Below are 23714 nucleotides of genomic sequence, written 5' to 3' on the forward strand. Positions count from 1 at the left end.
CGATCCATCTGGTCCACCAATCCGCTCACGCCGCCACCCCGCTCTGGTCCCGGTCGAGTACCCCGAGCAGCGGCTCGGCATCCACCGGCCGCAGTCGACCGGCGGCCATCGCCCGGTCGGCGGTACGCCGGGCCAACGCCAGGTAGGCGGGGACCGATTCGGGTGCGGTGGCCGTCAACTGCGTCAGGTGCCGGGCGACCGTACCCGCGTCACCCCGGGCCACCGGGCCGGTCAACGCGTCGTCGCCGAGGCGCAGCGCGTTCTCCAGCGCGGCCCGCAGCAGCGGGGCGAGCACCTTCTCGGGCTGCGCCACACCGGCGTCGCGCAGCCGGTCGGCCGCCTCGTTGACCAGCGTCACCAGGTGGTTCGCGCCGTGCGCCAGCGCCGCGTGGTAGAGCGGCCGGTCGGCCTCCCCGATCCACTCGGGCACCCCGCCGAGATCCGCCACCAGCCGGGCGGCCAACGGGCGCAGTTCGGCCGGCGCGGTCACCCCGTACGAGATGCCGGACAGCCGGCTGAGGTCGTCGGGCGTACCGGTGAACGTCATCGCCGGGTGCAGCGCCAGCGGGCGGGCGCCGGCCGCGACGGCCGGGGCCAGCACCGCGAGGCCGTGCGCCCCCGACGTGTGCGCGACCACCTGGCCGGGGCGCAACGCCCCCTCGGCGGCAAGCCCGGCGACCACCCCGGCCAGGGCGTCATCGGGTACCGCGATCAGCAGCAGATCGGTGGCCGCCCGGGCGACCTCGGCGGCCGGGCGGCGCGAGACGGTGGGCAGCAGCAGCGCCACCCGCGCCTGCGAGGCCCCGGAACTGCCGGTGGTGGCGACCACCCGGTGGCCCACGGCGGCGAGCGCGGCCCCCAGCGTGGTGCCGACGCGTCCAGCGCCGACGATGCCGACGGTGAGCACGGCGGGAATGGCGGCGAATGGCACGGTCGCGGGCCGTCGACGGGCGGCCGGGCGCGTGCGCAGCGGTGCGCTCATGTCACGATCCAGTCCTCGAGATGGGTACCGGTCGAGGCAAGTATGCGTCGCCGACGGGGATCCGAAACAAGGATGTGTGAAATCGTTCACCGCCGTTGCGTCGGTGCGGTGGAAGCGCTGAAAGCGGGGGGTGAGCTGATGGCAATGCGCTGGCATCAGGCCATGGAGCGGGCGCTCTACGGTGCCGACGGGTTCTTCGTCTCCGGTGCGGGGCCGGCGGCGCACTTCCGCACCAGCGTGCACGCCTCCCCGGTCTTTTCGGGTGCGCTGCTCCGGTTGATCCACCACCTTGACGAGGTGCTCGGGTTTCCTTCCGTCTTCGACGTGGTGGATGTTGGGGCCGGGCGGGGTGAGTTGCTTCGGTCGCTGTCCGTCGGGGTGGGGGTTTCCGGGGAGCCCACCCGCTCCGGGCGGTCAGGCTTGATCCCTGCGCGGGCGGGCTCCCCGGAAACCCCGACCACCACGGCCACCGTCCGACCCTCACCCGTCAACCCATTGACAATCACGACGGGGTACGGCGACGAAAGCTGCGCCTCGGATCTCGCCGCGGGCGCGCCGGTGCCGTTGGCCGAGCGGGTACGGTTCACCGCCGTCGAAGTGGCCCCGCGCCCCGACGACCTGCCCGAACAGATCGCCTGGACCGACCGGATTCCCGCCGGCGTCACCGGCTTGCTGCTGGCCACCGAGTGGCTCGACAACGTCCCCCTGGATCTCGCCGTGCACACCCAGCACGGCTGGCACTACCTTCTCGTCGACCCCACCTCGGGCGAGGAGACGATCGGAGAACCAGTCGGCCGAGCAGACCTCGACTGGCTCTCGACCTGGTGGCCCATCTCAGCGACCACCCGGCTCGCGGCGACCACCCGGCCAGGGTCGACCGGTCAGCAGTCGGCGAACGCTGCGACGGACGTTGCCTTCCCACCGGCGACCGCACCAGACCCTGGCAGCTCGACCGGGTCGGGTTTCCGGGCAGCCCGACCGGCGCAGGGATCAAGCCTGACCGCCCGGAGCCGGTCGGGCTGCCCGGAAACCCCCACGGACCACGCACGAGTGGAGATCGGCAGGACCAGGGACGAAGCCTGGGCGGACGCGGTCGGCCACGTCGAACGAGGGCTGGCGTTGGCGGTGGACTACGGGCACCTGCGCGCGGAGCGGCCGGTCGACGGGACGTTGACCGGGTACCGGGCGGGGAGGCAGGTGCCGCCGGTGCCGGACGGGTCGTGTGACGTCACCGCGCACGTGGCCATGGACTCGGTCGCCGCCGCCGGTGAGCGGGTCGCCCGGTGTGCGTACCTCCTGGGGTCGCAGCGGGACGGGCTGCGGGCGCTCGGGGCCGACGGAGGGCGACCGCCGCTGAGCCTGGCTGTCAGTGACCCGGCCGGGTATGTGCGGGCGTTGGCCGCGGCATCGGCGGCGGCCGAACTGACCGATGCGGCCGGGCTCGGCGGACACTTGTGGTTGTGGCAGCCCGTCGGCCTGTCCGCGGACCGGCTACCGGTGGGGTGTGCCGGACCGATCGACACCGCTGCGCCGTCGTGACCGGCCGGTCATGGCACGATGGCGGGCATGACCACGGGCGACCTGCGTGAGCTGACCGTCGGTACCGGCGCCGGGCTGGTGGCGGGCACCGGCGGCGAGCAACTCGGCACGGACATGGTGCTCAACATCGGACCGCAGCACCCATCCACGCACGGTGTGCTGCGGCTGAAGCTGACCCTGGACGGCGAGCGGGTGGTCGCCGCCGAGCCGATCGTCGGGTACATGCACCGGGGCGCGGAGAAGCTGTTCGAGGTACGCGACTACCGGCAGATCATCGTGCTGGCCAACCGGCACGACTGGCTCTCGGCGTTCGCCAACGAGCTGGGCGTGGTGCTGGCCGTGGAACGGCTGATGGGCATGGAGGTGCCGGAGCGGGCCACCTGGCTGCGGATGGCGCTGGCCGAGCTGAACCGGGTGCTCAACCACCTGATGTTCCTCGGCTCGTACCCGCTGGAGATCGGCGCGATCACGCCGATGTTCTACGCCTTCCGGGAACGGGAGACGCTCCAGGCGGTGATGGAGGAGGTCTCCGGCGGGCGCATCCACTACATGTTCAACCGGGTCGGTGGGCTGAAGGAGGAGGTCCCGTCCGGGTGGACCGGTCGGGCCCGGGCCGCCATCGGTGAGGTCCGCCGCCGGATGCCCGACCTGGACAACCTGATCCGGCGCAACGAGATCTTCCTGGCCCGTACGGTCGGCATCGGGGTGCTCTCCGCGGCCGACGCCGCCGCCTTCGGTGCCTCCGGCCCGGTCGCCCGCGCCTCCGGGCTGGACCTGGACCTGCGCCGCGACGAGCCGTACCTGGCCTACGACCAGCTCGACGTGCCGGTGGTCACCCGCACCACCGGTGACTGCCACGCCCGCTTCGAGGTGCTGCTCGACCAGGTGTACGCCTCACTGGAACTCGCCGAGCAGTGTCTGGACCGGGTCGACCGGCTGACCGGGCCGATCAACACCCGGCTGCCGAAGGTGCTGAAGGCCCCCGAGGGCCACACCTACGCCTGGACCGAGAACCCGCTCGGCATCAACGGTTACTACCTCGTGTCCCGGGGCGAGAAGACGCCGTGGCGACTGAAGCTGCGCACCGCGTCGTACGCGAACGTGCAGGCGCTGGCCACTCTGCTGCCCGGCTGCCTGGTGCCGGACCTGATCGCCATCCTCGGCTCGATGTTCTTCGTGGTCGGCGACATCGACAAGTGATCCGGCCGGTGGCGCGGAGATCCGATCAGCGCCAGCGATTGTTCGGGTCCTGGACCGGCTGCCCGTAGCCGGTGTCCTCGGCCCCGTGCCGCCGGCCGTACGGCTCCGGCTCCGCCTGGTAGCCACGCTCCGGTTCCGGCTGGTATCCGCGTGCTGGTTCGGGCTGGTATCCGCGTGCTGGTTCGGGCTGGTATCCGCGTGCTGGTTCGGGCTGGTATCCGCGTACCGGCTCCGGCTGGTGCGCCCGAGGCGGCTCGGGCTGGTGTCCGCGTTGTCGTGGAGGACGCCACTCGTCCGGGACCGGTACGCCGCCGGCGGGCAGGCCGGGCCGCCGCTCCGGTTCGCCCCGGCCGTCCCGCCATCCCTCGTCGCCGTCGGCGGCACGACGTGGTTCGCCGTGGCGCACGCTGGCCCAGCGGTCCGCCATCCGGTACTCGGTGCCGGTGTGGTCCGCGTTCACCTCGGCGTGGCGTTCACCGACCCGCAGTTCGCGCCCCCGATCGTCGTCGCGTACGGCGGCCCAGCGGTCCCCGGCACGTAACTGCGCCCAGTACTCGCCGGTGTCGTCCGGACGCGACGGTCCAGGTGCCACCTCGGCGGCAGCCGCCCACTGCTGCCCACCCTCACCCCAGCCCCGCTCGTCGCGCGGGGCTGCCCAGTCCCGCTCGTCCCGGTACCCGGAGCCGTCCTGGAAGGCGGATCCGCCCTGGTGTGCAGAGCGGTCCTGCCGTGCGGAGCCGTCCTGATACGCAGAGTCGTCGTGGCGTGCAGGGCCGTCCTGATACGCAGAGCGGTCCTGATAGGCGGGGCGGTCCTGGTAAGCGGAGCCGTCCTGGTGTGCGGAGCGGTCGTCGCGGTACGTGGACCGGTCGTCGCGGTAGGTGGAGCGGTCGTCAGGTGGTGCGAATCGGTCGTCACGAGGACCGGACCAGGGACGCTCGTCCCGGGGCTCCGACCAGGCGGCATGCTCGTCCCGCGCCGGTCCCGACCAGGCTCGGTCGTCGTCGCGACGAGAGCGCTCGTCGCCGTCGGGCCAGTGTCGTTCGGCAGGGTCCACGCCGGGCCCGCCGCGTGGCCGCTCCCCCGCCGACCATGGGGCGGCGTAGCCGCCATAGCGGGGCACCTCACCCATCCCGCCGCCGTCCACAATGGTGTGCCGGGTGGTGACGTGCACCGTTTCGGTGTGGCGGACGACGCCCTGACCTGCCGGCTGGGCCGAGCCGTAGACCCCGCCGGGGCGGGTCTGCCGCTCCCCCACACCAGCCGGCGCAGGCCGGTCCCCGAAGGGTGCTGGCGCGGGCCGTTCCCCGAAGGAAGGTGGCGCAGGCCGGTCCCCGAAAGGTGCCGGTTCAGGCCGGTCTCCGAAAGGGATCGACGTGGGCCGCTCCCCGAAGGGGGTCGATGTGGGCCGGTCCGTGAAGGGGGCGGGCGGTGGGGGTTCCGGTGCCGCGACCCGGGCGCGGCCTCCGCCGGCCGGTTCCGCACCGGCCGGTTCCGCACCGGCGGGCGCAGCACCGGCGGGCGCAGCACCGGCGGGCGCAGCATCGACGGCTGCGGAACCGGCGGCGTCCGCAGTGCGACGCAACCCGGCCAGCGTCTGCTGGACCCGTTGGAGCTCATCCAGCGCCTGATTGCCCCGCTGCGCGGCCGCCACGATCTCGCTACGCAGTTCCCGCCGCAGTTCGTCGAGCTCCTCGCGCAGTTCCTCGGTGTATTGCTCGTGACCGTTGTCGCTGCGCAGCGTGATGGAGAGCCCGATCAGCACCACCGCCAGGATGGCCAACAGCGCGGCGAACCGCAGTGGACCGTTCCCGTCGGCGACCAGCAGAATCAGCGCCGCGACCGGGGCCAACGCCACTCCACCCCAGAAGAGGGCGGTGAGCAACTGCTTGCTGCGCGGATCGGTGGGCACCGTTGCGGGCATGGGTCCGGAGCCTACCGAGAGTTGCGTTGGCTGGGAACGGGGCCAGTGGCAGGGATCGCTGCCGAAGTTCGACGCCGGTCGCTGATCGACCCGTGAGCAGCAACGACGGGCCGCCCCCGACCAGTCCGGCCGGGGGCGGTGTCGGTTCAGCTCGTGGCGTACGCCGCGTCGGTGGAGAAGACCAGGCCGACGCTGATGGTGCCGTTACGCAACCCGGTCTTGGTCAGCGGACCACCCTGGTCCAGCGAGGAGAACGAGCCGACCGAGAGCCCGTAGGTCTGCTCCAGGCCCGGCTTGCAGAACGGCCGCTCCTGGCACTCCGGCGGGCCACCCAGCACCGTGGCGGTACCCGAGCACTTTGCGGCCAGCTCGGACAGCGTCCGTACGCCGTACTTCTCGGCGAACTCCTTGGTCACCGCGAAGGCGTTCTGGTTCTGTGCCGGTGCCGGCTGGCCGAAGCTGAGCCCCACCTGCTCGCCGAGACCGCGCAGGGCGGTGACGGTCTTCTCCACGTCGGGCGAGGAGACGGGGTCACTGCCCCCGCCGGTCTTGCCCTTGAGGAACTCGGCCATCGTCGCCGCGTACTCCGGGACGACCTGGATCTCACCCTTCTCCAGAGCCGGCTCGTACAGCTCCCGGTTGCCGATCTGCTGGACGGTCACCTGGTAACCGGCCGCAGTCAGCTGGATCTTGTAAAGCTCGGCGATGATCTCGCTTTCGGTGAAATTGCCCGCGCCGACCGTGATCTTCCCGCCCGGGCCCTTCTCCACCCCGTCGGCGAGCCCGTTGGCGGCACTGAACTCCTGCGCCGCCGCCTGCGCGCTCTTGCGGTCCACGTCGACCGCCTTGTTGAGCTGCACCAGCTTCGGGGTGTCGAGCACCGCCGAGACCTTGTCGAGCGCCGCGACGAGCTGCGGGGCGGCGACCTTGGTGTTGATCGCCGGGATGATGTTGTCAGCGTTCTGCAGGGCTTTGTCGTCCGTCAGCGCGATCAACTGCTCCCCGGCGACCGGGGCGCAGCCTTCGCCCGAGGCGGACTGCTGTGGCGCCTCGGTGCCGGACGAACCTGCCTCGCCGCAGCCCGCCAGCACGCCTGCCGCCGCGACGGCGCCGACAACGGCGATGGACAGTCTTCTACCTGCGCGCATGGACCCGCCTTCCGTGTCCCGGCGCGGCCCGTTCGGGCCGGCCGCGTGTCCGACGGGCGGCGATCTGGTGGCGGGTCATCCCGCCGATCCCGCCTTCCGGCCGCCCGCTGATCCACCCAACATCCTGCCGAGCGCCACCGACAACTTCTGCGCCACGTTCGTCACCGGAACGTCACCATCCCTCGGCTACGCCCGGCGTCCCGTCCCTGATCGACACCGTTACGGCGGAATGGTGGTTACCACGCACCCCGGTAACCACCATTCCGCCGCAATTGGGCCCCAGACCGCCAGCGTCGGCCAGTCGGAGATCAGGCCGCAGTGCGGAGATCAGGTCAGCCGCCGGTGACCGCGTCGGCGGCGCGACGTGCGGCACGGCGCCGGGCGCGGCGCAGCGGACGTGGGGTGACCAGCCGCTCGACGAGTCCGAAGATCAGCTCCGCGCTGATCGCGAGCCCGGCGACCAGCAGGCCACCGGCGAGGATCTGGCCGCCGCCCACCGCGATGCTCAGACCGAATCCGAGCCGGATGATCTCGCCAAGGCCCCCACCGTTGACGAAGGTCGCCAGGGCGGCCGTGGCGACCACCTGGACCGCGGCGGTCCGGAACCCGGCCGCCAGGTACGGGATCGCCAGCGGCAACTCCACCTGGCGCAGCACCTGCGGCCCGGTCATCCCCATGCCCCGGGCCGCCTCCCGGGTCTGCGGATCGACCTGCCGTACGCCGGTGTAGGCGTTGGCCAGCAGCGGCGGCACCGCGAACACCGCCAGGGCGACGACCACGGCCGGTCGACCGAAGCCGAGGAAGGTCAACGGAAGGATGGTGAGCAGGGCAAGGGTCGGCACCGCCAGCGTCACGTTGGAGACGAGCACGACCAGCCCGCCGCCCCGGCCGGCATGGCCCAGCCACAGCCCCAGCGGCCAGGCCACCAGGCAGCCCAGCAGCACCGCAGCGGCCGAGATGGTGACGTGCTCGCCGAGCCGGTCCAGGATGCCACCCGAGTTCGTCCAGTTCAGCGGGTCGTTGAGCCAGACCACCGCCTGCTGTACGGGATTCATCGGCACCTCCGGTCACGCCCGCCGGCCCGGTGGCCCCTCATCCGACCCGCCCGCGCAGCCACGGAGTGAGCAGCCGGCCGACGCCCACCAGGAGCAGATCGAGCACCAGAGCCAGCAGTACGCAGAGCAGCGTCCCGGTCATGATCTGGGCCTTGTAGAAGTTGTTGTTGAACCCGGCGAAGATGATCTGCCCGAGCCCGCCCCGCCCGATCACCACGCCCACGGTGATCAGGGCGACCGTGGAGACCGTGGCCAGCCGCAGGCCGGTGAGGATGCCGGGCAGGGCCAGCGGCAGTTCGACCCGCAGCAGGCGACCCCAACGGCCGTACCCCATGCCCTCGGCGGCCTCCCGCACCTCCGCCGGCACCTGGTTGAGCCCGGCCACGGTGTTGCGGACGATCACCAGCAGCGCGTACAGCACCACCACGCTGAGCACCGTCGCGACGCCGATGCCCAGATAGGGCGCGACGAACGCGAACAGGGCCAACGACGGGACGGTGTAGAGCACCCCGGTGAGTGCGACAATCGGCCCGGTGAGCGGTCGGAACCAGTACGCCACCACGGCCAGCGGGACGGCGATCAGCGTGGCGATCAGCACCGCGCGCAGGGTGAGGGTGGTGTGGTCCCGCAGGGCGGCCAGCACCGTGTCAGAGTTGTCCCGCACGTACTGCCAGGAGAACCACGGGTTACCCGGGTCGGCCCGGTAGCTCAGGCGGAAGGACATACGTGGACGGTACCCCGGTCGCCGACGACGGCCAGCGCGCGGCGTCGATCACTCTCGACGGCATCGGTAAGCGTTATCCGGACGGCACCGAGGCGGTCCGCGACCTCAGTCTGCACGTCGACGCGGGTGAACTGGTGGTCCTGATCGGGCCGTCGGGTTGCGGCAAGTCGACAGTGCTGCGGATGATCAACCGGCTGATCGAGCCGACCAGCGGGCGGATCCTGCTCGGCGACGCCGACGTCACCCGGACCGATCCGGTGCGGCTACGCCGACAGATCGGTTACGTGATCCAGAACGTCGGGCTCTTCCCCCACCAGACGGTGGCGGCGAACGTGGCCACCGTGCCCCGGTTGCTCGGCTGGTCCAAGGACCGCGCCCGACGGCGGGTCGACGAGTTGCTGGAGCTGGTCGGGCTGGACCCGACGCAGTTCGACCGGCGCTACCCGCACGAACTCTCCGGTGGTCAGCGACAGCGGGTGGGCGTGGCTCGGGCGCTCGCCGCCGACCCGGTGGTCCTGCTGATGGACGAGCCGTTCTCCGCCGTCGACCCGATCGTGCGTACCCGGTTGCAGGAGGAGTTCCTGCGCCTGCAGGCCGAGGTGCGCAAGACCATCGTCCTGGTGACCCACGACCTGGACGAGGCTGTCCGGCTCGGTGACCGGATCGCGGTGCTCTCCGAGGGGGGTCGGCTGGAGCAGTACGACACCCCGGCGACGCTGCTCGGTGCGCCCGCCACCCCGTTCGTCCGCGAGTTCGTCGGCGCCGATCGGGGCATCCGCCGGCTGGTGGTCACCCCGGTCACCCGGGAGGTGCTCGCGCCGCTGCCCAGCGACGGTGTGGCGGACCTGCCGGCGGTGGCCCTGGGCGGCTCGGCGTACGACGCGCTGGCCGTGCTGCTCACCTCGGCCGGTGGACAGGCCGTGGTGACCGAGCAGGGCCAGCCGGTCGGTCTGCTCAGCCGGGAACGTGTCCTGGCGCTCGCAGAGCCGACCGGCTGATGTGACTGGCACCGGGCCGGCCACCTGACCAGGTCACGGGGCCGGCCACGGCGTCAACGACGTCCCCGCCAACCGCCCAGCGTGGCGATGCCGATGATCCAGCCGGTGAACAGCCCGTACTCCGCACCGTCGCCGGCGGCCTGCAACGCGCCGAGCAGCGACGGGTTGGTCCGGATCAATGCGGTGAGCAGGGCCGCCAGGGCCGCTGCGAAGACGTACGCGGCCCAGCCGGCGAAGAACTGGCTGAGCGTGCCCCGGGCGCGGGCCAGCTGGGAGCCCGGAAGCAGGTAGAGGAAGACGAAGGTCAGGACGACCAGGAGGATCGCCTTCAGGTCCGCCGCGATGATCTCCTGAATGGAGTCGGATGAGTCGAACCGCCAGGCGGGCCAGGCGAGCAGTCTGAGGAACCACCCGCCGGCGCTGTCGGGATCGGTGTTGTCTCTGGCCCAGTCGGCGTACCAGGGGCTGCCGAAGACCAGGACCAGCAGGAGCGCGGCGAGGGTGCCGGCCCCGGGTGCGGACTTGTATCGGTTGGTGAGAGCCATGGCCCGCTAGTTCCCAGCGGATCGACATGAACAAACGCGAGGGCGCGTTTTGTGACGGTATGCCGGGACGAGCGGATGTCGCGGTCAGCAGCCCCGGTCAGTGCTTCATCAGGTAGTCGATGAAGGCGGCGCGCAGCAACGGGGCGGACTCCTCGTAGCCGTGACCGGTCATCTCCCGCCACAGCGCCACCGCCTCGTCAACCGTCGGCCCCACCGAGTTCGGGGCGCCGTCGAGCGCGGCAGCCTCGTCGGCGTTCGGCAGGTGCCGGAGCACCGACCAGAAGAACTTCACGTCCCGGCGCTCCCGAGCCACCGCGAACGCCTGCTCACGCAGTTCCTCGGTGCCGAGCGCGTCCAACTCCTCGAACGACCGGCCGCCGGAGCTCGATGATGTGTCGGTCATGTGCCGAGCCTAACTGCCGAGATCACATCCGGCTCGCCGACGACGCGCGAGAACATCGTTCACCGGTCGTCGGCCTGCCAGATCGGCGAGTTGGTCTCCCAGCGGCGTGGACCCCACGGATCGGTCGGATCGCCCGTCGACTGTGCCGGCAGGACGGGCGGCCAGTCGCCGACCGGCTCCGGCTGAGACATCGCCCAGCCACCGGCACCTCCCGTGGACTCCCCGGCCGCCGGCGGAGACACCGGGCGGGGCGGTCCGACGACCGGACGGCCGTACCGCTCGACCAGCCGGGTCACCGCCAGTCCGGCCGCCAGCGCCGCCCCGCCGACGACCCACCGGCTCACCGTCCAGCCGCGTGCCTGCGCGTAGGCGAGGAACAGGCCGACCGCGCCGACCGTCAGCAGCGTGCCGAACACGCCACCCCGCAGACCGAACGCGCTGGTGCCGGCCAGCAGCACCGCACCGACGGCCAGCACGGTCCAGTCCAGCCCGTCCCCCGGCGTGACCGCGTCGTCCTTCGACGCGAGCAGGGCGCCCGCGAGCATCGCCAGCACGGTGGAGCAGACGTACCCGCCGGTGGTGACGACGGCGGCCGCCACCCCCCGCCGTCGCGCCGGGTCCGCGACCGGACGGAACCGGCCCACCAGCCGGCGGATCGGTCCGATCGCGCCGAACAGCCCGCCGATCACGGTGAGCGCGGCGAAACCCACGAAGAGCTGCCCGGCGATACCGCGCGGGTCGTAGTCCCCCTGCACCAGCACCGGAGCGGCACGCTGCTCGATGTAGACGACGACAGCGGCCGCCGCACCCAGGCTCGCGGCCCAGCCGGGGACGTGCAGCAGCACGACCACCAGCCCCAGCACCAGGCCACCGACCGCGGCCACCGCGGCGGGGGTGCCCACGGCGATGAGCAGGCCCCGGTCGCTCTGCTCGGCGAAATTCAACCCGGCCGCGACCGCCACCGGCCCGATCGCGAGGTTCACCGCCGCGGTACGCAGGGTCAGCCCGGCGGCCAACGCCAGCAGACCGAGGGCGACCACGTCGACGATGAGGGCACGCAGCCCGCTGCCGCGCAGTGCGGTCGGGTTCTCCAGCCAGAGCAGGTAGACCAGCGCAGCGAAGCCGAGCAGCAGGAGCGTCTCCCAGAGCACGTAGACCCCGAAGCGGTCACCGCCCGACTCACCGTTCTGACGGTCGTCGGCGACGGTGTCCGTGCCGACGGTGGATCCGACCGGAGTCGACTCTGCCTGCCCACTGCGGCCTGGTTCGTCGTACGCCATCATGCCTGCCTTCCAGCGGCCGCCCGGACTGCTTCGACGAAAGGGCATATTGGTGGTGACCGCTTGCCCTGCGGTCGCAGGCACCGTACCCGCGAGCGCAGCCGGACGTAACCCCTGTGCGGAAGGTAGGTCTAGCGGCGACCCGGCTGCGACTCCCAATCGTCGGGCTCATGGTCGTCGTCCGGCCGTTCCGGAACCCGGCAGGACCGCTCCAGCCAGAGCGCCGCCGCCACCAGAGCAGCCGAGGCCACCAGCCCGGCGATGCCGGCCGGCCGATCCTGCTCCGCGGCCCGCGTCGACTGGACCAGCAACCAGCCGGCCAACCCGGCGTAGAAGCCGGCGAAGATCGCCCCCACCAGGGCGGAGGCCTTGGCGAGGACGACGAACCGGGCAACCATCAGCGGGTTGACCGGCTCGCGGCCCGGTCGCCGCTCGATCCGCCCCCGGGTGTTGATCGCGGCGTACGCCTCCAGCACGGCCAGCCCGGCCAGGGTGACCACCGGCAGCCACGGCAGCGGCGGCAGCCGGTCGTAGTAGATGCTGCTGATCAGCAGCCAGGCGACGGCCGCAGCGGCCAGGGCAGCGACCACCAGGGTGGAGATGCGCGTGGGGCGCATCCGCGACCCGTCGGGCGGTGGGGTCTGGGTCATGCCGGCCGCCTGCGCGGCGTGCCGTCACGACGCGCCACGGCACCGCGTTGATCACTCGCTCGCTGCCGCTCGCTCATGTGGTCGACTCTAACGCCAGATCCGGTCGGGGACGCAGTTCCGCGACCTCGGCCGCCGCCGGCCCGGAGGTCAGCAGATCGGTCAACCAGCCGTGTCCGGGCAGCTCACCGTACGGCTGAATGTCGATCCACGGCCGCAGCACGAAGGCACGCAGATGCGCCCGGGGGTGCGGCAGGGTCAGCTCCGGATCGGCACTCAACACCGGCTCGCCGTCGTCGGTCCAGACCGCGATCACGTCGACGTCGAGCGTGCGGGGACCGAACCGACGGTTCGGGTCGCGTACCCGCTCGGCCGCCTGCTCGGCGGCCCGCGCCCGGGTCAACCAGTCGTACGGGCCGGCCTCCGGGTCGGCCACCAGCAGCACGGCGTTCAGGTACGCCGGCTGGTCGGTGTCGCCCCACGGCGGGGTCTCGTACACCCCGGACGCCATCAGCACGTGCTCACCGAGCACCGTCACGGCGGTACGCAGGTGCGCCATGCGGTCCCCGAGGTTGCTGCCCAGGGAGAGGACGGCCCGGCTCATCGGGCCCGACGCATCGTGACGGCGACGTCGGTGAAGGCGTGCGGGATCGGCGCCTCGGGTTTGCGCACGGTGATCGTCGCGGCGTTGACCCGCGGGTCGGCCAGGCAGATCGTGATCAACCGGTCGGCGAGGGTCTCGATCAGGTTGACCGGTTCCCCGGTGATCACCGCGACCAGCCGCTCGGCGAGTTCGCCGTAGTGCACGGTGTCGCTCACCTCGTCGGAGCGGGCGGCCGGCGCGAGATCCAGTTCCAGGACCGCGTCGACCACGAACTCCTGCCCGGCGACGCGTTCGAAGTCGTACACCCCGTGCCGGCCGTGGGCCCGCAGCCCGGTCAGCTCGATCCGGTCCGTCATCGCCATACCCCCTGCGGATCGCCGGTGGAACCCGCGCCCGCCAGCGCGGTGCCGGCTGCCGGGGCCAACCGTGGACGACCGGTCGCCTGCCAGACGGCCAGGGCGTCCACAGTGGCGCGTACATCGTGCACGCGTACCCCCCAGGCGCCGGCGGCGACCGCCAGCAGGCTGGTGGCGACGGTGGCCGACCCGCGACCGCCGGTGGGCCTGGGCACGCCGTCGGGTCCGGCCAGCAGCAGACCGAGGTACGACTTGCGGCTCGCGCCGAACAGCAGCGGATAGCCGAGTTCCAGCAGCTCGGGCAGCCGGGCGCTGAGCTGCCAGTTGTGGGCGGCCGTCTTGGCGAACCCGAGCCCCGGATCGATCACGATGCGATCGGCGGCCACCCCGGCGGCGAGCGCGGCCTCCACCCGCTGGCCGAGTTCGGCGCGTACGTCGGCGACCACGTCGTCGTACGCGGCCAGTTCGGTCATCCGCCGGGAGTGGCCTCGCCAGTGCATCAGCACCCACGGGCAGCCGGCGTCGGCGACGACCCGGGCCATGTCGGGATCGGCGAGCCCACCGGAGACGTCGTTGACCACCACCGCACCGGCCGCGAGGGCCGCCGCGGCGACCTGGGCACGGGTGGTGTCGATGCTGACCGGCACGCCGGCACCGGCCAACTCCCGGATGACCGGCACCACGCGGGCCACCTCGGTCTCGGGGTCGACGCGCTCGGCGCCGGGCCGGGTCGACTCGCCACCGACATCCACCAACCCCGCACCCTCGTCACGCAGCCGGACGCCGTGTGCGACAGCGGCCCCGACGTCGGCGTAGCGTCCGCCGTCGGAGAACGAATCGGGCGTGACGTTCAGGACGCCCATCACCACCGGGGCCGGGGCCCGCACCAGATCGGTCACGACTAGACGGTACCGGTCGTCGAGACCGCCGTGATCGACCCGGGTCAGGGCGCTGACATGCGAATTGAAACATGTGTACGATCGGTCGTCCGGGCCGTATCGGGCAGACTCTTCGCGGCTTGTCGCAAAGGGGGGCGGCCCGTACGCTGTGGAATTGCCCAGCATCGAGATGGCGACGCTTGGAGGGAGGGCCAAAGCGGGGTAATCCGCCCAAAAATCGCCACCTACCGTGGCGAGCTACGCACGCAGGGTCTCGGCCGCTGCGCAGAGTAAGCACCGATCCCGCAAGGCTTGCCTACTGCACCACCGCGGCGCCGCCGGCCGCGACTTGGGGAGGTTCCAGTGATCGCCATCGAGCTGATGGAATCGGCGTCGAGCAACGCCGCCCACCTGCTCACCGCCCTGGCATCGTCGATTCCACTCGCGGCCGAGGAGCCGAAGGGAATCAACACCGAGGGCGTCGTCACCTTCTTCGCCAGCAAGATCGCGCCGATCCTGCTCGCCGTGCTCGGCGTCATCTTCATCGGCCGAGCCAGCCGAGGCGAGATTTCGAAGGTGCTGACCAGCTCCGCCATCGCGATCGTCGGACTGGCATTCATCGCCGGAGCCGCCACTCTCTTCTTCATCGGCGACTTCCTGATCAACCTGATCTTCGAATAGGCGCGGGCACGAGATGCGGCTGCGCACCGACGACGACATCTACCGGGCCCGCCTGGTCTATCTCGGGCCGCCCGGCTACACCCTTCCGGTCCACCTGCCCTACGCCCAGTACGGGCTCTTCATGCTGCTCGTTCCCCTCTACATGTTCATCCACTGGCTGTTCACGTTGCAGGTCGAGCTCTTCCCCGCGTGGGAGATCGCCCTCGCCATCGTGACCACCTCGTTCGTCTTCCGGTACGTCGATCCGGACCGGCCGGCGCGCATGGTGATCCGCACCGCGCTGACCGACTGGCGACGCACCCGGGAGCCGGCCGCCGAGCAGCGCGACCCGCGTCTGGTCGGAAGCGGGATCAGGATCCGGGAGGAACTGGCATGACCGGCTGCACGCCGTACCGGCCGTCGGAGGGTTTGCCGCCGACTTGCGAGGCGGATCCGCAGCCGCCTCGCCGCCATCGGGTGACCACTGCGAGCACGGGCAGGGCGATCGCATGAGCCGCTCCTCCACGCCGGGGTCCCCGGCCGGGCGTTCGGCCGCTCCGCACGGTAACCGTGCGCGATCGTTCGACTACCCACAATCCGCAGATCCCGAGGACGCCTCGCTCGATCCGGCGCTCGCCACCACCCCGGGGCACGGCAGCGTGGGAGTCTTCCAGGCACCCCGCCCGCCGCAGCGCCGGTCGGCACCGGCCGAGCCCTCGCCGGTCGTACCCGCCACCCGCGACAGCGCCGACATCGACTCGCCGTTCCTCGACCTCTTCGGTGGCACCTACGCCCGGCCCGGGTCCGCGCTGCGGGGCAACGGCCAGTCGGCCCGGGCCCTGCCGCAGCAGGCGACCCCCGCCGCACCACCTCCGGTGACCCGCCGACCGGCGCCGGCCCCGCTACCCGCGCCACCCGTCCCGCCGACGCCGATCGCCGCGCCGGAACGCCCCGCCGACACCCCTCGCCCGGTGGCCGCCCCGGCGATCGTGCCCCCCGCGCCGACTCCGCCGCCCGTCACCACCGCCACCCCGACCAGCGACCGGCTGCCGAGCGCCCGTCCCCCCGCCGACGACCGTCCACACGACGGTCCACCGGTGGACGCCACGCCCAGCCGCCGAGCCGGCGCACCGGCCACCCGCGTCGCCAGCCCACCCCGGCAGCGCTCGGCCGACCGCCGGGACCGACCGACCAAGCCCGTCCGGGTCCGCGCCCCGAAGATCAAGTTCGGCGACCGTGATCCGGCGGTGGAACTGGCGATCACCGAAATCGCCGGTCACCTGACCTTCACCCCGAACACCGTCACCGCCTGGTACTGGCTGCCCGAAGTGCGCTGGGCCTTCCGCCCGGACGCGGAACGCGAGGCGCTGCTCTCGGCGATCTCCGAGCAGTACGCCGGCCTGGCCGGCTTCCGACTGCACCTGCGCCGCACCACCCGCCCCTTCCCGGCCGACGAGTGGGCCCGCACCATCGACGCCCACACCCACGCCCCGCTGCCCGACGTGCCCGGCACGCCGAGCTGGGCCGACCATCTGGTGGCCGCCCAACGGCACCTGCTCTCGGTCAACCACGCCGAGGGCCAGACCTACCTCGGCGTCACCTTCGCCCGTCGCTCGCTCGGCGACTCGCTCACCGAACGATTGCTGCGCACCTTCGGGCGTGGCGTCGCCGAAGGCGAACGGCGCAAGCTGGGCCGTACCGTCGAGCAGTTCGACGAGGTGCTCGGCGCGTTCGGCATGCGGGGCCGGCGGGTCACCGCACAGGAACTGGAATGGCTGCTCTACCGCTCGGTGGCGCTCTGCATGGCCCCTCCGGGTGCGCTCTCGCCGATCACCGACGGGCGTTGGGAACGCGGTGACCTGCTCGCGCTGACCGAGCAGGTGGAGCGCTACCGCACCCCGTACGGCTCGACGGTGAAGCTGGTCAACCGGATGACCGGCGAGGAACGGCACGTGGCCGTGCTCGCGGTGGGTCGGATGGAACCGCTGGAGATCCCCGAACGGCACGAGCCCTGGCTGCACTTCCACGAGCGGCTGCCGTGGCCGATGGAGCTATCCACCCGGGTCGACATCCTCGGCTCCGGTGACTCCTTCCGTAACCTCGAACACCGGCTGCGGATGATCCGGTCACAGCAGCTCGACTACGCCGAGCACGGCATCGACGCACCGCCGGAGCTGGAGCGGCTGGCCAAGCGGGCACTGGTCATCGGCGACGAGATGACCACCGGCCTGCCGGTGGACTCCGCTCGGGCGCACGGTTGGCACCGGATCGCGGTGGGTGGGCGTACCCGCGAGGAGTGCCTGGAGCGGGCCCGCCGGTTGATCCAGCTCTACTCCCGGGAACTGCGCATCTCCCTGCAGCACCCGAAGAACCAGGACTGGCTGGCCCGGGAGTTCATCCCCGGCGAGCCCATCGCCAACACCGGCTACGTCCGGCGGATGCCGGTGCACCTGCTGGCGGCGGCGCTGCCGCAGGCTGCGTCGACGGTCGGCGACCGTCGCGGCGACCTGATCGGACGGACCGCCGGCACCTGCCGCCGGCCGGTCTTCCTCGACCTGCACTTCCCGATGGAGGTACGGGAACGCTCCGGCCTCGCGGTCTTCGTGGCCGAGCCGGGTGGTGGCAAGTCGACACTGCTCGGCGCGCTGGGCTACCTGGCGGCCCGGCGCGGCGTGCAGGTGACGCTGCTCGACCCGTCCGGCCCGCTGGCCCGCCTCTGCGCGATGCCGGAACTGCGGCCGTACTCGCGGGTGCTCAACCTGACCGGCTCCGAGCACGGCACCCTGGCGCCGTACTCGCTGATTCCGACGCCGCTGCGCAGCGAATTCGGTGCCGGCGCCGCCGGGGACCGCGAGTTCGAGATCGCGGTCTCCAACGCCCGGGCCGAACGCCGGATGCTGGTGCAGGACATCTGCATGATGCTGGTACCGCCGCAGGTGGCCCGCGAGGCGTCCACCGCGACCCTGTTCCGGCACGCCGTACGCCAGGTGCCGGCCGAGGAGACCTCCACCCTGGACGACGTGGTCACCTGCCTCGCGCAGCTCGACGACGACGCCGGCCGGGAACTGGCCAACCTGCTGCTGGACACCGCCGAGATGCCGCTGGCCATGCTCTTCTTCGGCCGACCACCGGAGGGCCTGCTCGGCGCGGACGCGGCGCTCACCGTGATCACCATGGCCGGCCTGCGACTGCCCGACCTCAAGATCGAGCGGGAGTACTGGTCGGCCGAGGAGGCGCTGGCCCTGCCGATGCTGCACACCGCGCACCGGCTGGCGGTCCGCCGCTGCTACGGCGGCTCGATGGCGTCCCGGAAGCTGGTGGGCCTGGACGAGGCCCACTTCATGGAGGGTTGGCGGTCCGGCCGCTCCTTCCTCGTCCGGCTCGCCCGCGACTCCCGCAAGTGGAACCTCGCCGCGCTGGTCGCCTCCCAGAACCCTCGCGACATCCTCGGCCTCGACGTCCAGAACCTGGTCTCCACCGTCTTCGTCGGCCGGATCGCCGAGGACGCCGAGATCGCCTCGGAGGCGCTGCGCCTGCTGCGGGTCCCGGTCGACGACGGTTACGAGGCAACCCTCGCCTCGCTCTCCACCGCCGACGCGACCTCCTCCCACCGGCTCGGCTTCCGCGAATTCGTGATGCGCGACGTCGACGGCCGGGTGCAGAAGGTCCGAGTCGACGTCTCCTACGTGGATGGACTCTTGGAGCACCTCGACACCACCCCCGCCGCCATCGCTGCCGCCGCCGGGGTGCTGCCGACCGTGCTGCCTGACCTGGAGGCATGACATGGCGAGGGCCCGGGCACGGATCACGGCGCTCCTCCTGGCGATCGGCGTACTCGCCGGTGCCACGATCAGCTGGCCAGGGCTCACCGCCACACCCGCGTACGCCGCCCCGGTCGCGTACCAGGCCCCCACCGACCTCTGCACCACGGAGGAATGGCAAGCCGACTTCCGCGCCTGCGTCACCAAGCTCCAGCAGGTCGCGGAGAGCGAAGCGACCTGCCTGAACCCACCGACACCGACGGCCCCGGACTCCGGCATCGCCGGCTGGTTCGCGTCCCGACCCGAGGCCTCCAAGCTCGCCGGCCCCAAGGGCTACTACAGCGACTACGGATACGCCGGATACAGCTACACCACCTACAAGATCGAGACTGGCTGCGCGACCACGCTGCTGCACCCGGACTACAAGTTCACCAACACCATCGCCAACGGGGAATTCATGATCGCCACGGCGATCATCGGTGCCTCGAACGCGTTGCGGGAACGCGCCTGGGATCCGGGGACGATGTGGGGCTGGGCGGATCCGCTGGTGGACCAGGCCACGAAGGCGATCTACCAGAAGGTGTTCAGCGTCTTCGGCATCATCACGCTCTGCGTGGTCGGCCTCTACCTGCTCTGGCGCTCACGCCAGTCGGACATGAGCAGCGCGATGACCACGGCGGGATGGGCGCTCGTGGTGATGGTGGCGGTCACGGCGCTGGCCGCCTGGCCGGTCAAGTCCGCGAACCTGGCCGACGGTGCGCTCATCTCCACCCTCGGCGTCGTACACGACGCCGTCGGGCCCGCGTCCAAGGACGTGCCGCCCGATCGCTGCGCCATGCCGAACCCGGATGCCTGCACCGACAAGCGCCCGCCTGCGGTCAGGGCGAGCGACACCGCCACGGAGGGCATGCTCTACCGGAACTGGCTGCGCGGCGTGCTCGGCTCGGCCGACAGCGAGACCGCCCGCAAGTACGGCGCGGCGCTCTACGACGCGAAGTCGCTGTCGTGGGGTGAGGCGGAGAGGATTCGAAGTAATCCCGAGCTTCGCGAAGCCACCATCAACGCCAAGAAGCAGCAGTGGATGACGGTGGCGGCGCAGATCGAGCGAGAGGACCCGGAGGCGTACGAGTACCTGCAAGGTGTTCGGGACATGGACCGGGTCGGCGCGGGCTTCATCGCGGTGCTGGCCGCGCTGCTCTTCGCGATGTTCGACCTGACCGCCTCGCTGCTCGTCCTGCTCGGCTTCCTGATCTTCCGGTGGGCGGTGATCGCCGCACCGATCCTGGGCACCATCGGCCTGCTCCGACCGGCCAGCGCCGGTCTGCGCCGGCTGGGCAACGCGGTGGTGGCCGCCCTCTTCAACATCGCGATCTTCGGAACCGGTGCGGCGATCTACCTCTTCGCGGTGGACCTCATCATGAGCACGCCCACCCTGCCCGGCTGGCTCCAGGTGGTGCTGGTCTGGCTGTGCGGTGTGGTGGGCTGGCTGCTGTTGCGCCCGTATCGGCGGATCACCCAGCTCGGCGGCAAGGACAGCAGCGAGGCGGTCAGCTCGGCCGGCTCCTGGCATCGGCGGTTCTTCCGCGACATGCGTACGGCGGCCCGGCTCGATGTCGCCGAGCCGGGCGGCACCACCGAGCCCGCCATGGGGCGGCGCCGCACCGTGATGGTGGAACAGCCGAAGGTGCGTCCGGAGGCGCGCCCGGACCCGGTTCCGAGCGGTGCACCTCCCGCCGCCGAACGTTCGGAAGGCCGCGGAGCCGGCGACGACCGAGGCAAGAGCGAGGAACAGCCGCGTCCCGAGAAGCAGCCGGTCGCACCCCGGCCCAGGCGTCGGCAGCCCGCCGCATGGACCGAGCCGGACGTACCCGAGGAGAACCCGTCCTTCGCCATCTACCGTCCGGGTTCGGCTGAGCGCACACCCGAGAAGCCAGTGCCCCGGATCCGCTCCGAGGCTCGGTGACCGCAGTGCGGCGGGCCATCGAATTCCTGGTCACTCGGCTGCTGCGCTCCCGGCTCGGGGTCGCCCTCGGCATTGCCGTACTGGTGCTCGGCGTGGTCGGTGCGGCCCGGCTGGTCGCCGGCCCCGCTGACCCGACGACCGGTTTGAGCAACCGGCCGTCCGAGCCGATCACCACGGTGCATCCGACCGCCGGCGACGACGGCGCGATCTCGACCACCACCACTCCGACCCCGGTGACCAGCCCTGGCGAGGCGAAGCCGGAACAGGTCGCGAAACGTTTCGTGGTGGCCTGGCTCGGCGGATCGGGCCTGACCGCCGAGGACTGGCACGAGGGTCTCCGTCCGCTCTCCACCACCGCGCTGATGGACAAGCTCGCTGGTGCCGACCCGGCCGGCGTTCCCGCGGGTGAGATGACGGAGGAAGTGACCATCCGGCCGCGGAGCGAGACCTTCGTGGAGGCGCTGATCGCGCTCGACAGCGGACGCCTCCGACTCGAACTGGTAGCGCCGCAGGGGCGGTGGCTGGTGGACGCCGTGGACTGGGAGCGGTCATGACCGATGCGAATCCTTCGCGCCGCCGACCGGTGCGGATCGGCGCGCTGGCCGCCGCACTCACCGCGACGTTGGCATTCCTGTGCTGCACCGGGGGTGCCGGTGCCTTCTTCCTGACCGAGTTGGGCGGCGACGCGGCCGAACAGATCACGCCCGCGAGCCTGGAATGCACCGGAGACTTCACGGTCGACGTGACCGGCAAGATGCCCCGGATCCCGCAGTACGGGGAACGCCAACTCCGCAACGCCGCCGTGATCATCAAGGTCGGCCAGGACATGAAGGTGCCGGCGCGCGGCTGGGTGATCGCGGTGGCGACCGCCATGCAGGAGTCCCGGCTGCTCAACCTGGCCAACCGCACGGTCGCCGAGTCTCAGGACATCCCCCACGAGGGTGTCGGCGCCGATCACGACTCGGTAGGGCTGTTCCAGCAACGCGCGTCGTGGGGCACCGTCGCGCAGCGGATGAATCCCGCGTACGCCTCTCGGAAGTTCTACGAGAAGCTGGTGGACCTGCCCGACTGGCAGAAACTGCCGCTCACGGTGGCCGCCCAACGCGTGCAGATCAGCGCCTTTCCCGACGCGTACGCCAAGCACGAGGAACTCGCCGCCCGGATCGTCGACGCACTGGCGGGTGGCGCGGCCCGGACGGCCCTGATCGCCGGGCAGGAGGTGTGTGACGCGGCCGCGTCGGGTGAAATCGCCGCCTCCGGCTGGACCGCCCCGATTCCGGGGGGCGTCGGCTCCGGTTTCCGCACGGCGAGCCGGCCCGGTCACAACGGGGTGGACATCGCCGCGCCGAAGGGCACCCTCATCCGGGTCGCGGCCACCGGTCGAGTCCTGGTCTCCCGGTGCGACCCGGACCGGCGAGGCAGGCTCAGCTGCGACGTGGACGGTTGGCCGAACAAGGGTGGCTGCGGTTGGTTCGTCGACGTCCTGCACGCTCAGGGCATCGTCACCCGCTACTGCCACATGGTGAGTCGTCCGCGGGTCTCGGTAGGGGAGACCGTGCAGGCCGGTCAGGTGATCGGCGAGGTGGGCAGCAGCGGCAACTCCTCCGGACCGCACCTGCACTTCGAGGTGCACACCGATGGGGACCGCAGCAGCCGCAGCGCCATCGACCCGGTGCCGTTCATGCGGTCGAAGGGTGCTCCGCTCAAGGGCGCGGAGTAGCCTTTCCCCGTCATGACCGAGCCACTACCGGACCCGTTCGCCGATCAGCCGGACTGGGCACCGCAACCGCCCCGACCCGTGGAGATCGTTCCGGCTGCCGGCCGAGTGGACCTGCGCGGACAACGGGTGCTGGTCGGGCTGCCCGGCCTCGGCTGGCGAGGTGACCTGCGGGCCGACGAGAAAGTGGTGCAGAACAGCCGCACCTACGTGCCGGTCATACCCGAACACGAGTGGTACCGCGCCGAGTCCGACCAGGTGGAGGTCTTCGCTCCGCTGGTGCCCGTCGAACGGGTCTGGGTCGAGACGATCGGCTCACCGGCCAACACGCCGACAGTGGATGGCGGGGGCCTGCGGCTCGTCTCACTGGATGCGCCGGCACACCGTCCGCCGACACCGGTCTTCGAGGCGGATTCGGTGGTCGGTCGTCGGGTGGTTCACATGGTCGGTGGCGTTGAGCAGCGCGACCTGCGCGCGGTCACGGAGACCTACTCGGGTGCCGAGGGCGACATCTGCGTACGGGTCGCACCGGAGGTGGAGTGGTACCGCTGGGCCTGGCGCGGCCAGCCACCAACCACGTTGGAGGTTCCCGTTCACCTGTTATGGCTGGAATAGCGACAGGTGTAGAGCCTAGTCCTTCCGCCCCGCGGAGCAGATGCGCCAATCGTCAGTCAGTTGTAGCCCGAAGCTCCATGACTGACGGTCCGTCTGACGAACACCATCGACATGAGCTGCAAAAACCAGGTCTACTCGCACTTCGGCAGAACTGCCATTGACAGCCGCCTGAAGCTCTTCCCAACTAACTAGCATTGTGGTATCGAATCGCTCCTCGCGCGCCTGCAGGTCGCTCCGAAGCAACCGCAGTTGATCGAGGTCCGCGCTGCCTTCACAGGCGAATAGGGTCGCGCGAACATCGTTTTGGTCCACGAGGAACGCCCGGAGATAGCTGTCCACCACCACTACCGGAGAGCTGCGGTCGGGGGTGGTGGCGCGGTCGTAGACGAGGTAGCCGACGACGCCGCCGCCCAGACACATCGCCGCGAGCACTCCGGCGACCACCGCCAGCACCGTACGGACCCGCCGACGTGGTCGCTGTGGTGCTGGCGCGACGGTGGGCGGTGCCAGCTCCTCTGGCGGGGTCCGTTGCGCCGGTACGCGGGAGACCTGGGAACCGGCGGGGGGCGGCACTGATTCCACCCCCTGAGGCTATCGGCTGGAGGCTGTGGACCCAATGCCCCAGATTCAGCAGATCGTGACGGACCCCTGCCGACCGGTGAGATTCACGACAACACCGGCGCAGCACCGGCACACGTCCCAGAGGTCCGGCGGT

Annotated in this window: 22 protein-coding genes and 2 pseudogenes; 11 read left to right on the forward strand and 13 right to left on the reverse strand. The window is 71.5% G+C overall.

The window, feature by feature from the left end:
- Nucleotides 1-25: 25 nt before the first annotated feature.
- On the reverse strand, nucleotides 26-982 hold the full coding sequence (locus tag JMF97_RS21140; protein ID WP_203223106.1) for a Rossmann-like and DUF2520 domain-containing protein: 957 nt from the start codon (nucleotides 980-982) through the stop codon (nucleotides 26-28).
- A 138-nt stretch (nucleotides 983-1120) separates the two neighbouring features.
- On the opposite strand from JMF97_RS21140, the gene JMF97_RS21145 reads away from it, so the two are divergent.
- Together JMF97_RS21145 and JMF97_RS21150 are read left to right on the forward strand one after the other, a co-directional pair.
- Nucleotides 1121-2521: an SAM-dependent methyltransferase gene (locus tag JMF97_RS21145; RefSeq protein ID WP_238359764.1), complete on the forward strand. Its 1401-nt coding sequence runs from the start codon at nucleotides 1121-1123 to the stop codon at nucleotides 2519-2521.
- A gap of 18 nt (nucleotides 2522-2539) precedes the next feature.
- Complete coding sequence (locus JMF97_RS21150) at nucleotides 2540-3721, forward strand: NADH-quinone oxidoreductase subunit D (RefSeq protein ID WP_203223107.1); 1182 nt, start codon at nucleotides 2540-2542, stop codon at nucleotides 3719-3721.
- Nucleotides 3722-3746: 25 nt separating this feature from the next.
- Here JMF97_RS21150 and JMF97_RS21155 read toward each other — a convergent pair whose 3' ends face one another.
- The 4 genes from JMF97_RS21155 to JMF97_RS21170 all read right to left on the reverse strand — a co-directional run bounded on the left by JMF97_RS21155 (nucleotide 3747) and on the right by JMF97_RS21170 (nucleotide 8572).
- Nucleotides 3747-5645, reverse strand: coding sequence for a hypothetical protein (locus JMF97_RS21155; RefSeq protein ID WP_203223108.1), 1899 nt, complete (start codon nucleotides 5643-5645; stop codon nucleotides 3747-3749).
- Between the two features lie 146 nt (nucleotides 5646-5791).
- Nucleotides 5792-6793 (reverse strand): glycine betaine ABC transporter substrate-binding protein, encoded by a 1002-nt coding sequence (locus tag JMF97_RS21160; protein WP_203223109.1) that lies wholly within the window; start codon nucleotides 6791-6793, stop codon nucleotides 5792-5794.
- A 332-nt stretch (nucleotides 6794-7125) separates the two neighbouring features.
- Nucleotides 7126-7848 carry an ABC transporter permease gene (locus JMF97_RS21165; protein WP_203223110.1) on the reverse strand — a complete coding sequence of 241 codons (723 nt, stop codon included), beginning with the start codon at nucleotides 7846-7848 and terminating at the stop codon, nucleotides 7126-7128.
- A gap of 37 nt (nucleotides 7849-7885) precedes the next feature.
- A complete protein-coding gene (locus tag JMF97_RS21170; RefSeq protein ID WP_013736268.1) occupies nucleotides 7886-8572 on the reverse strand; it encodes an ABC transporter permease in 687 nt (228 codons plus the stop codon).
- Nucleotides 8573-8574: 2 nt separating this feature from the next.
- On the opposite strand from JMF97_RS21170, the gene JMF97_RS21175 reads away from it, so the two are divergent.
- On the forward strand, nucleotides 8575-9570 hold the full coding sequence (locus JMF97_RS21175) for an ABC transporter ATP-binding protein (protein WP_203223111.1): 996 nt from the start codon (nucleotides 8575-8577) through the stop codon (nucleotides 9568-9570).
- A gap of 53 nt (nucleotides 9571-9623) precedes the next feature.
- Here the strand turns inward: JMF97_RS21175 and JMF97_RS21180 are convergent, their stop codons facing one another.
- From JMF97_RS21180 to folP, 7 genes are all read right to left on the reverse strand, one after another.
- A complete protein-coding gene (locus JMF97_RS21180; RefSeq protein ID WP_203223112.1) occupies nucleotides 9624-10115 on the reverse strand; it encodes a hypothetical protein in 492 nt (163 codons plus the stop codon).
- A 97-nt stretch (nucleotides 10116-10212) separates the two neighbouring features.
- Entirely contained in the window at nucleotides 10213-10518 is a 306-nt protein-coding gene (locus JMF97_RS21185) for a hypothetical protein (RefSeq protein WP_203223113.1), read from the reverse strand.
- A gap of 59 nt (nucleotides 10519-10577) precedes the next feature.
- Nucleotides 10578-11798 carry an ABC transporter permease gene (locus JMF97_RS21190; protein ID WP_238359854.1) on the reverse strand — a complete coding sequence of 407 codons (1221 nt, stop codon included), beginning with the start codon at nucleotides 11796-11798 and terminating at the stop codon, nucleotides 10578-10580.
- Between the two features lie 131 nt (nucleotides 11799-11929).
- A complete protein-coding gene (locus JMF97_RS21195) occupies nucleotides 11930-12415 on the reverse strand; it encodes a DUF3180 domain-containing protein (RefSeq protein ID WP_373306879.1) in 486 nt (161 codons plus the stop codon).
- A gap of 106 nt (nucleotides 12416-12521) precedes the next feature.
- The gene (gene folK / locus JMF97_RS21200; protein ID WP_203223116.1) at nucleotides 12522-13049 is read right to left on the reverse strand and encodes a 2-amino-4-hydroxy-6-hydroxymethyldihydropteridine diphosphokinase; all 528 of its coding nucleotides are present in this window, start codon (nucleotides 13047-13049) and stop codon (nucleotides 12522-12524) included.
- Complete coding sequence (gene folB / locus JMF97_RS21205; RefSeq protein ID WP_043725941.1) at nucleotides 13046-13405, reverse strand: dihydroneopterin aldolase; 360 nt, start codon at nucleotides 13403-13405, stop codon at nucleotides 13046-13048. Before folB ends, folK begins: the two co-directional genes overlap by 4 nt.
- The gene (gene folP, locus JMF97_RS21210; protein WP_203223117.1) at nucleotides 13402-14304 is read right to left on the reverse strand and encodes a dihydropteroate synthase; all 903 of its coding nucleotides are present in this window, start codon (nucleotides 14302-14304) and stop codon (nucleotides 13402-13404) included. Before folP ends, folB begins: the two co-directional genes overlap by 4 nt.
- Before the next feature lie 342 nt (nucleotides 14305-14646).
- Here folP and JMF97_RS21215 point away from each other — a divergent pair, with 342 nt between their 5' ends.
- From JMF97_RS21215 to JMF97_RS21245, 8 genes and pseudogenes are all read left to right on the forward strand, one after another.
- Nucleotides 14647-14964: a hypothetical protein gene (locus tag JMF97_RS21215; RefSeq protein WP_013736277.1), complete on the forward strand. Its 318-nt coding sequence runs from the start codon at nucleotides 14647-14649 to the stop codon at nucleotides 14962-14964.
- A 13-nt stretch (nucleotides 14965-14977) separates the two neighbouring features.
- Nucleotides 14978-15340, forward strand: a complete 363-nt coding sequence (locus tag JMF97_RS21220; protein ID WP_013736278.1) for a hypothetical protein — start codon at nucleotides 14978-14980, stop codon at nucleotides 15338-15340.
- A gap of 112 nt (nucleotides 15341-15452) precedes the next feature.
- Nucleotides 15453-15747 (forward strand): annotated as a pseudogene (locus tag JMF97_RS32390) (hypothetical protein); the annotation flags it as partial.
- 353 nt (nucleotides 15748-16100) lie between these two features.
- Nucleotides 16101-18725 (forward strand): annotated as a pseudogene (locus tag JMF97_RS21225) (ATP-binding protein); the annotation flags it as partial.
- Nucleotide 18726: 1 nt separating this feature from the next.
- Nucleotides 18727-20667: an MFS transporter gene (locus tag JMF97_RS21230; protein WP_203223119.1), complete on the forward strand. Its 1941-nt coding sequence runs from the start codon at nucleotides 18727-18729 to the stop codon at nucleotides 20665-20667.
- Nucleotides 20664-21221: a hypothetical protein gene (locus JMF97_RS21235; RefSeq protein WP_203223120.1), complete on the forward strand. Its 558-nt coding sequence runs from the start codon at nucleotides 20664-20666 to the stop codon at nucleotides 21219-21221. Before JMF97_RS21230 ends, JMF97_RS21235 begins: the two co-directional genes overlap by 4 nt.
- The gene (locus JMF97_RS21240) at nucleotides 21218-22387 is read left to right on the forward strand and encodes a M23 family metallopeptidase (protein ID WP_203223121.1); all 1170 of its coding nucleotides are present in this window, start codon (nucleotides 21218-21220) and stop codon (nucleotides 22385-22387) included. Before JMF97_RS21235 ends, JMF97_RS21240 begins: the two co-directional genes overlap by 4 nt.
- 12 nt (nucleotides 22388-22399) lie before the next feature.
- A complete protein-coding gene (locus JMF97_RS21245; RefSeq protein WP_203223122.1) occupies nucleotides 22400-22999 on the forward strand; it encodes a hypothetical protein in 600 nt (199 codons plus the stop codon).
- 15 nt (nucleotides 23000-23014) lie between these two features.
- Here the strand turns inward: JMF97_RS21245 and JMF97_RS21250 are convergent, their stop codons facing one another.
- Nucleotides 23015-23581, reverse strand: a complete 567-nt coding sequence (locus tag JMF97_RS21250; RefSeq protein WP_438803770.1) for a hypothetical protein — start codon at nucleotides 23579-23581, stop codon at nucleotides 23015-23017.
- Nucleotides 23582-23714: the final 133 nt, after the last annotated feature.

The sequence above is a fragment of the Micromonospora fiedleri genome (assembly GCF_016774385.1).
Classification (GTDB): Bacteria; Actinomycetota; Actinomycetes; order Mycobacteriales; family Micromonosporaceae; genus Micromonospora; species Micromonospora gifhornensis.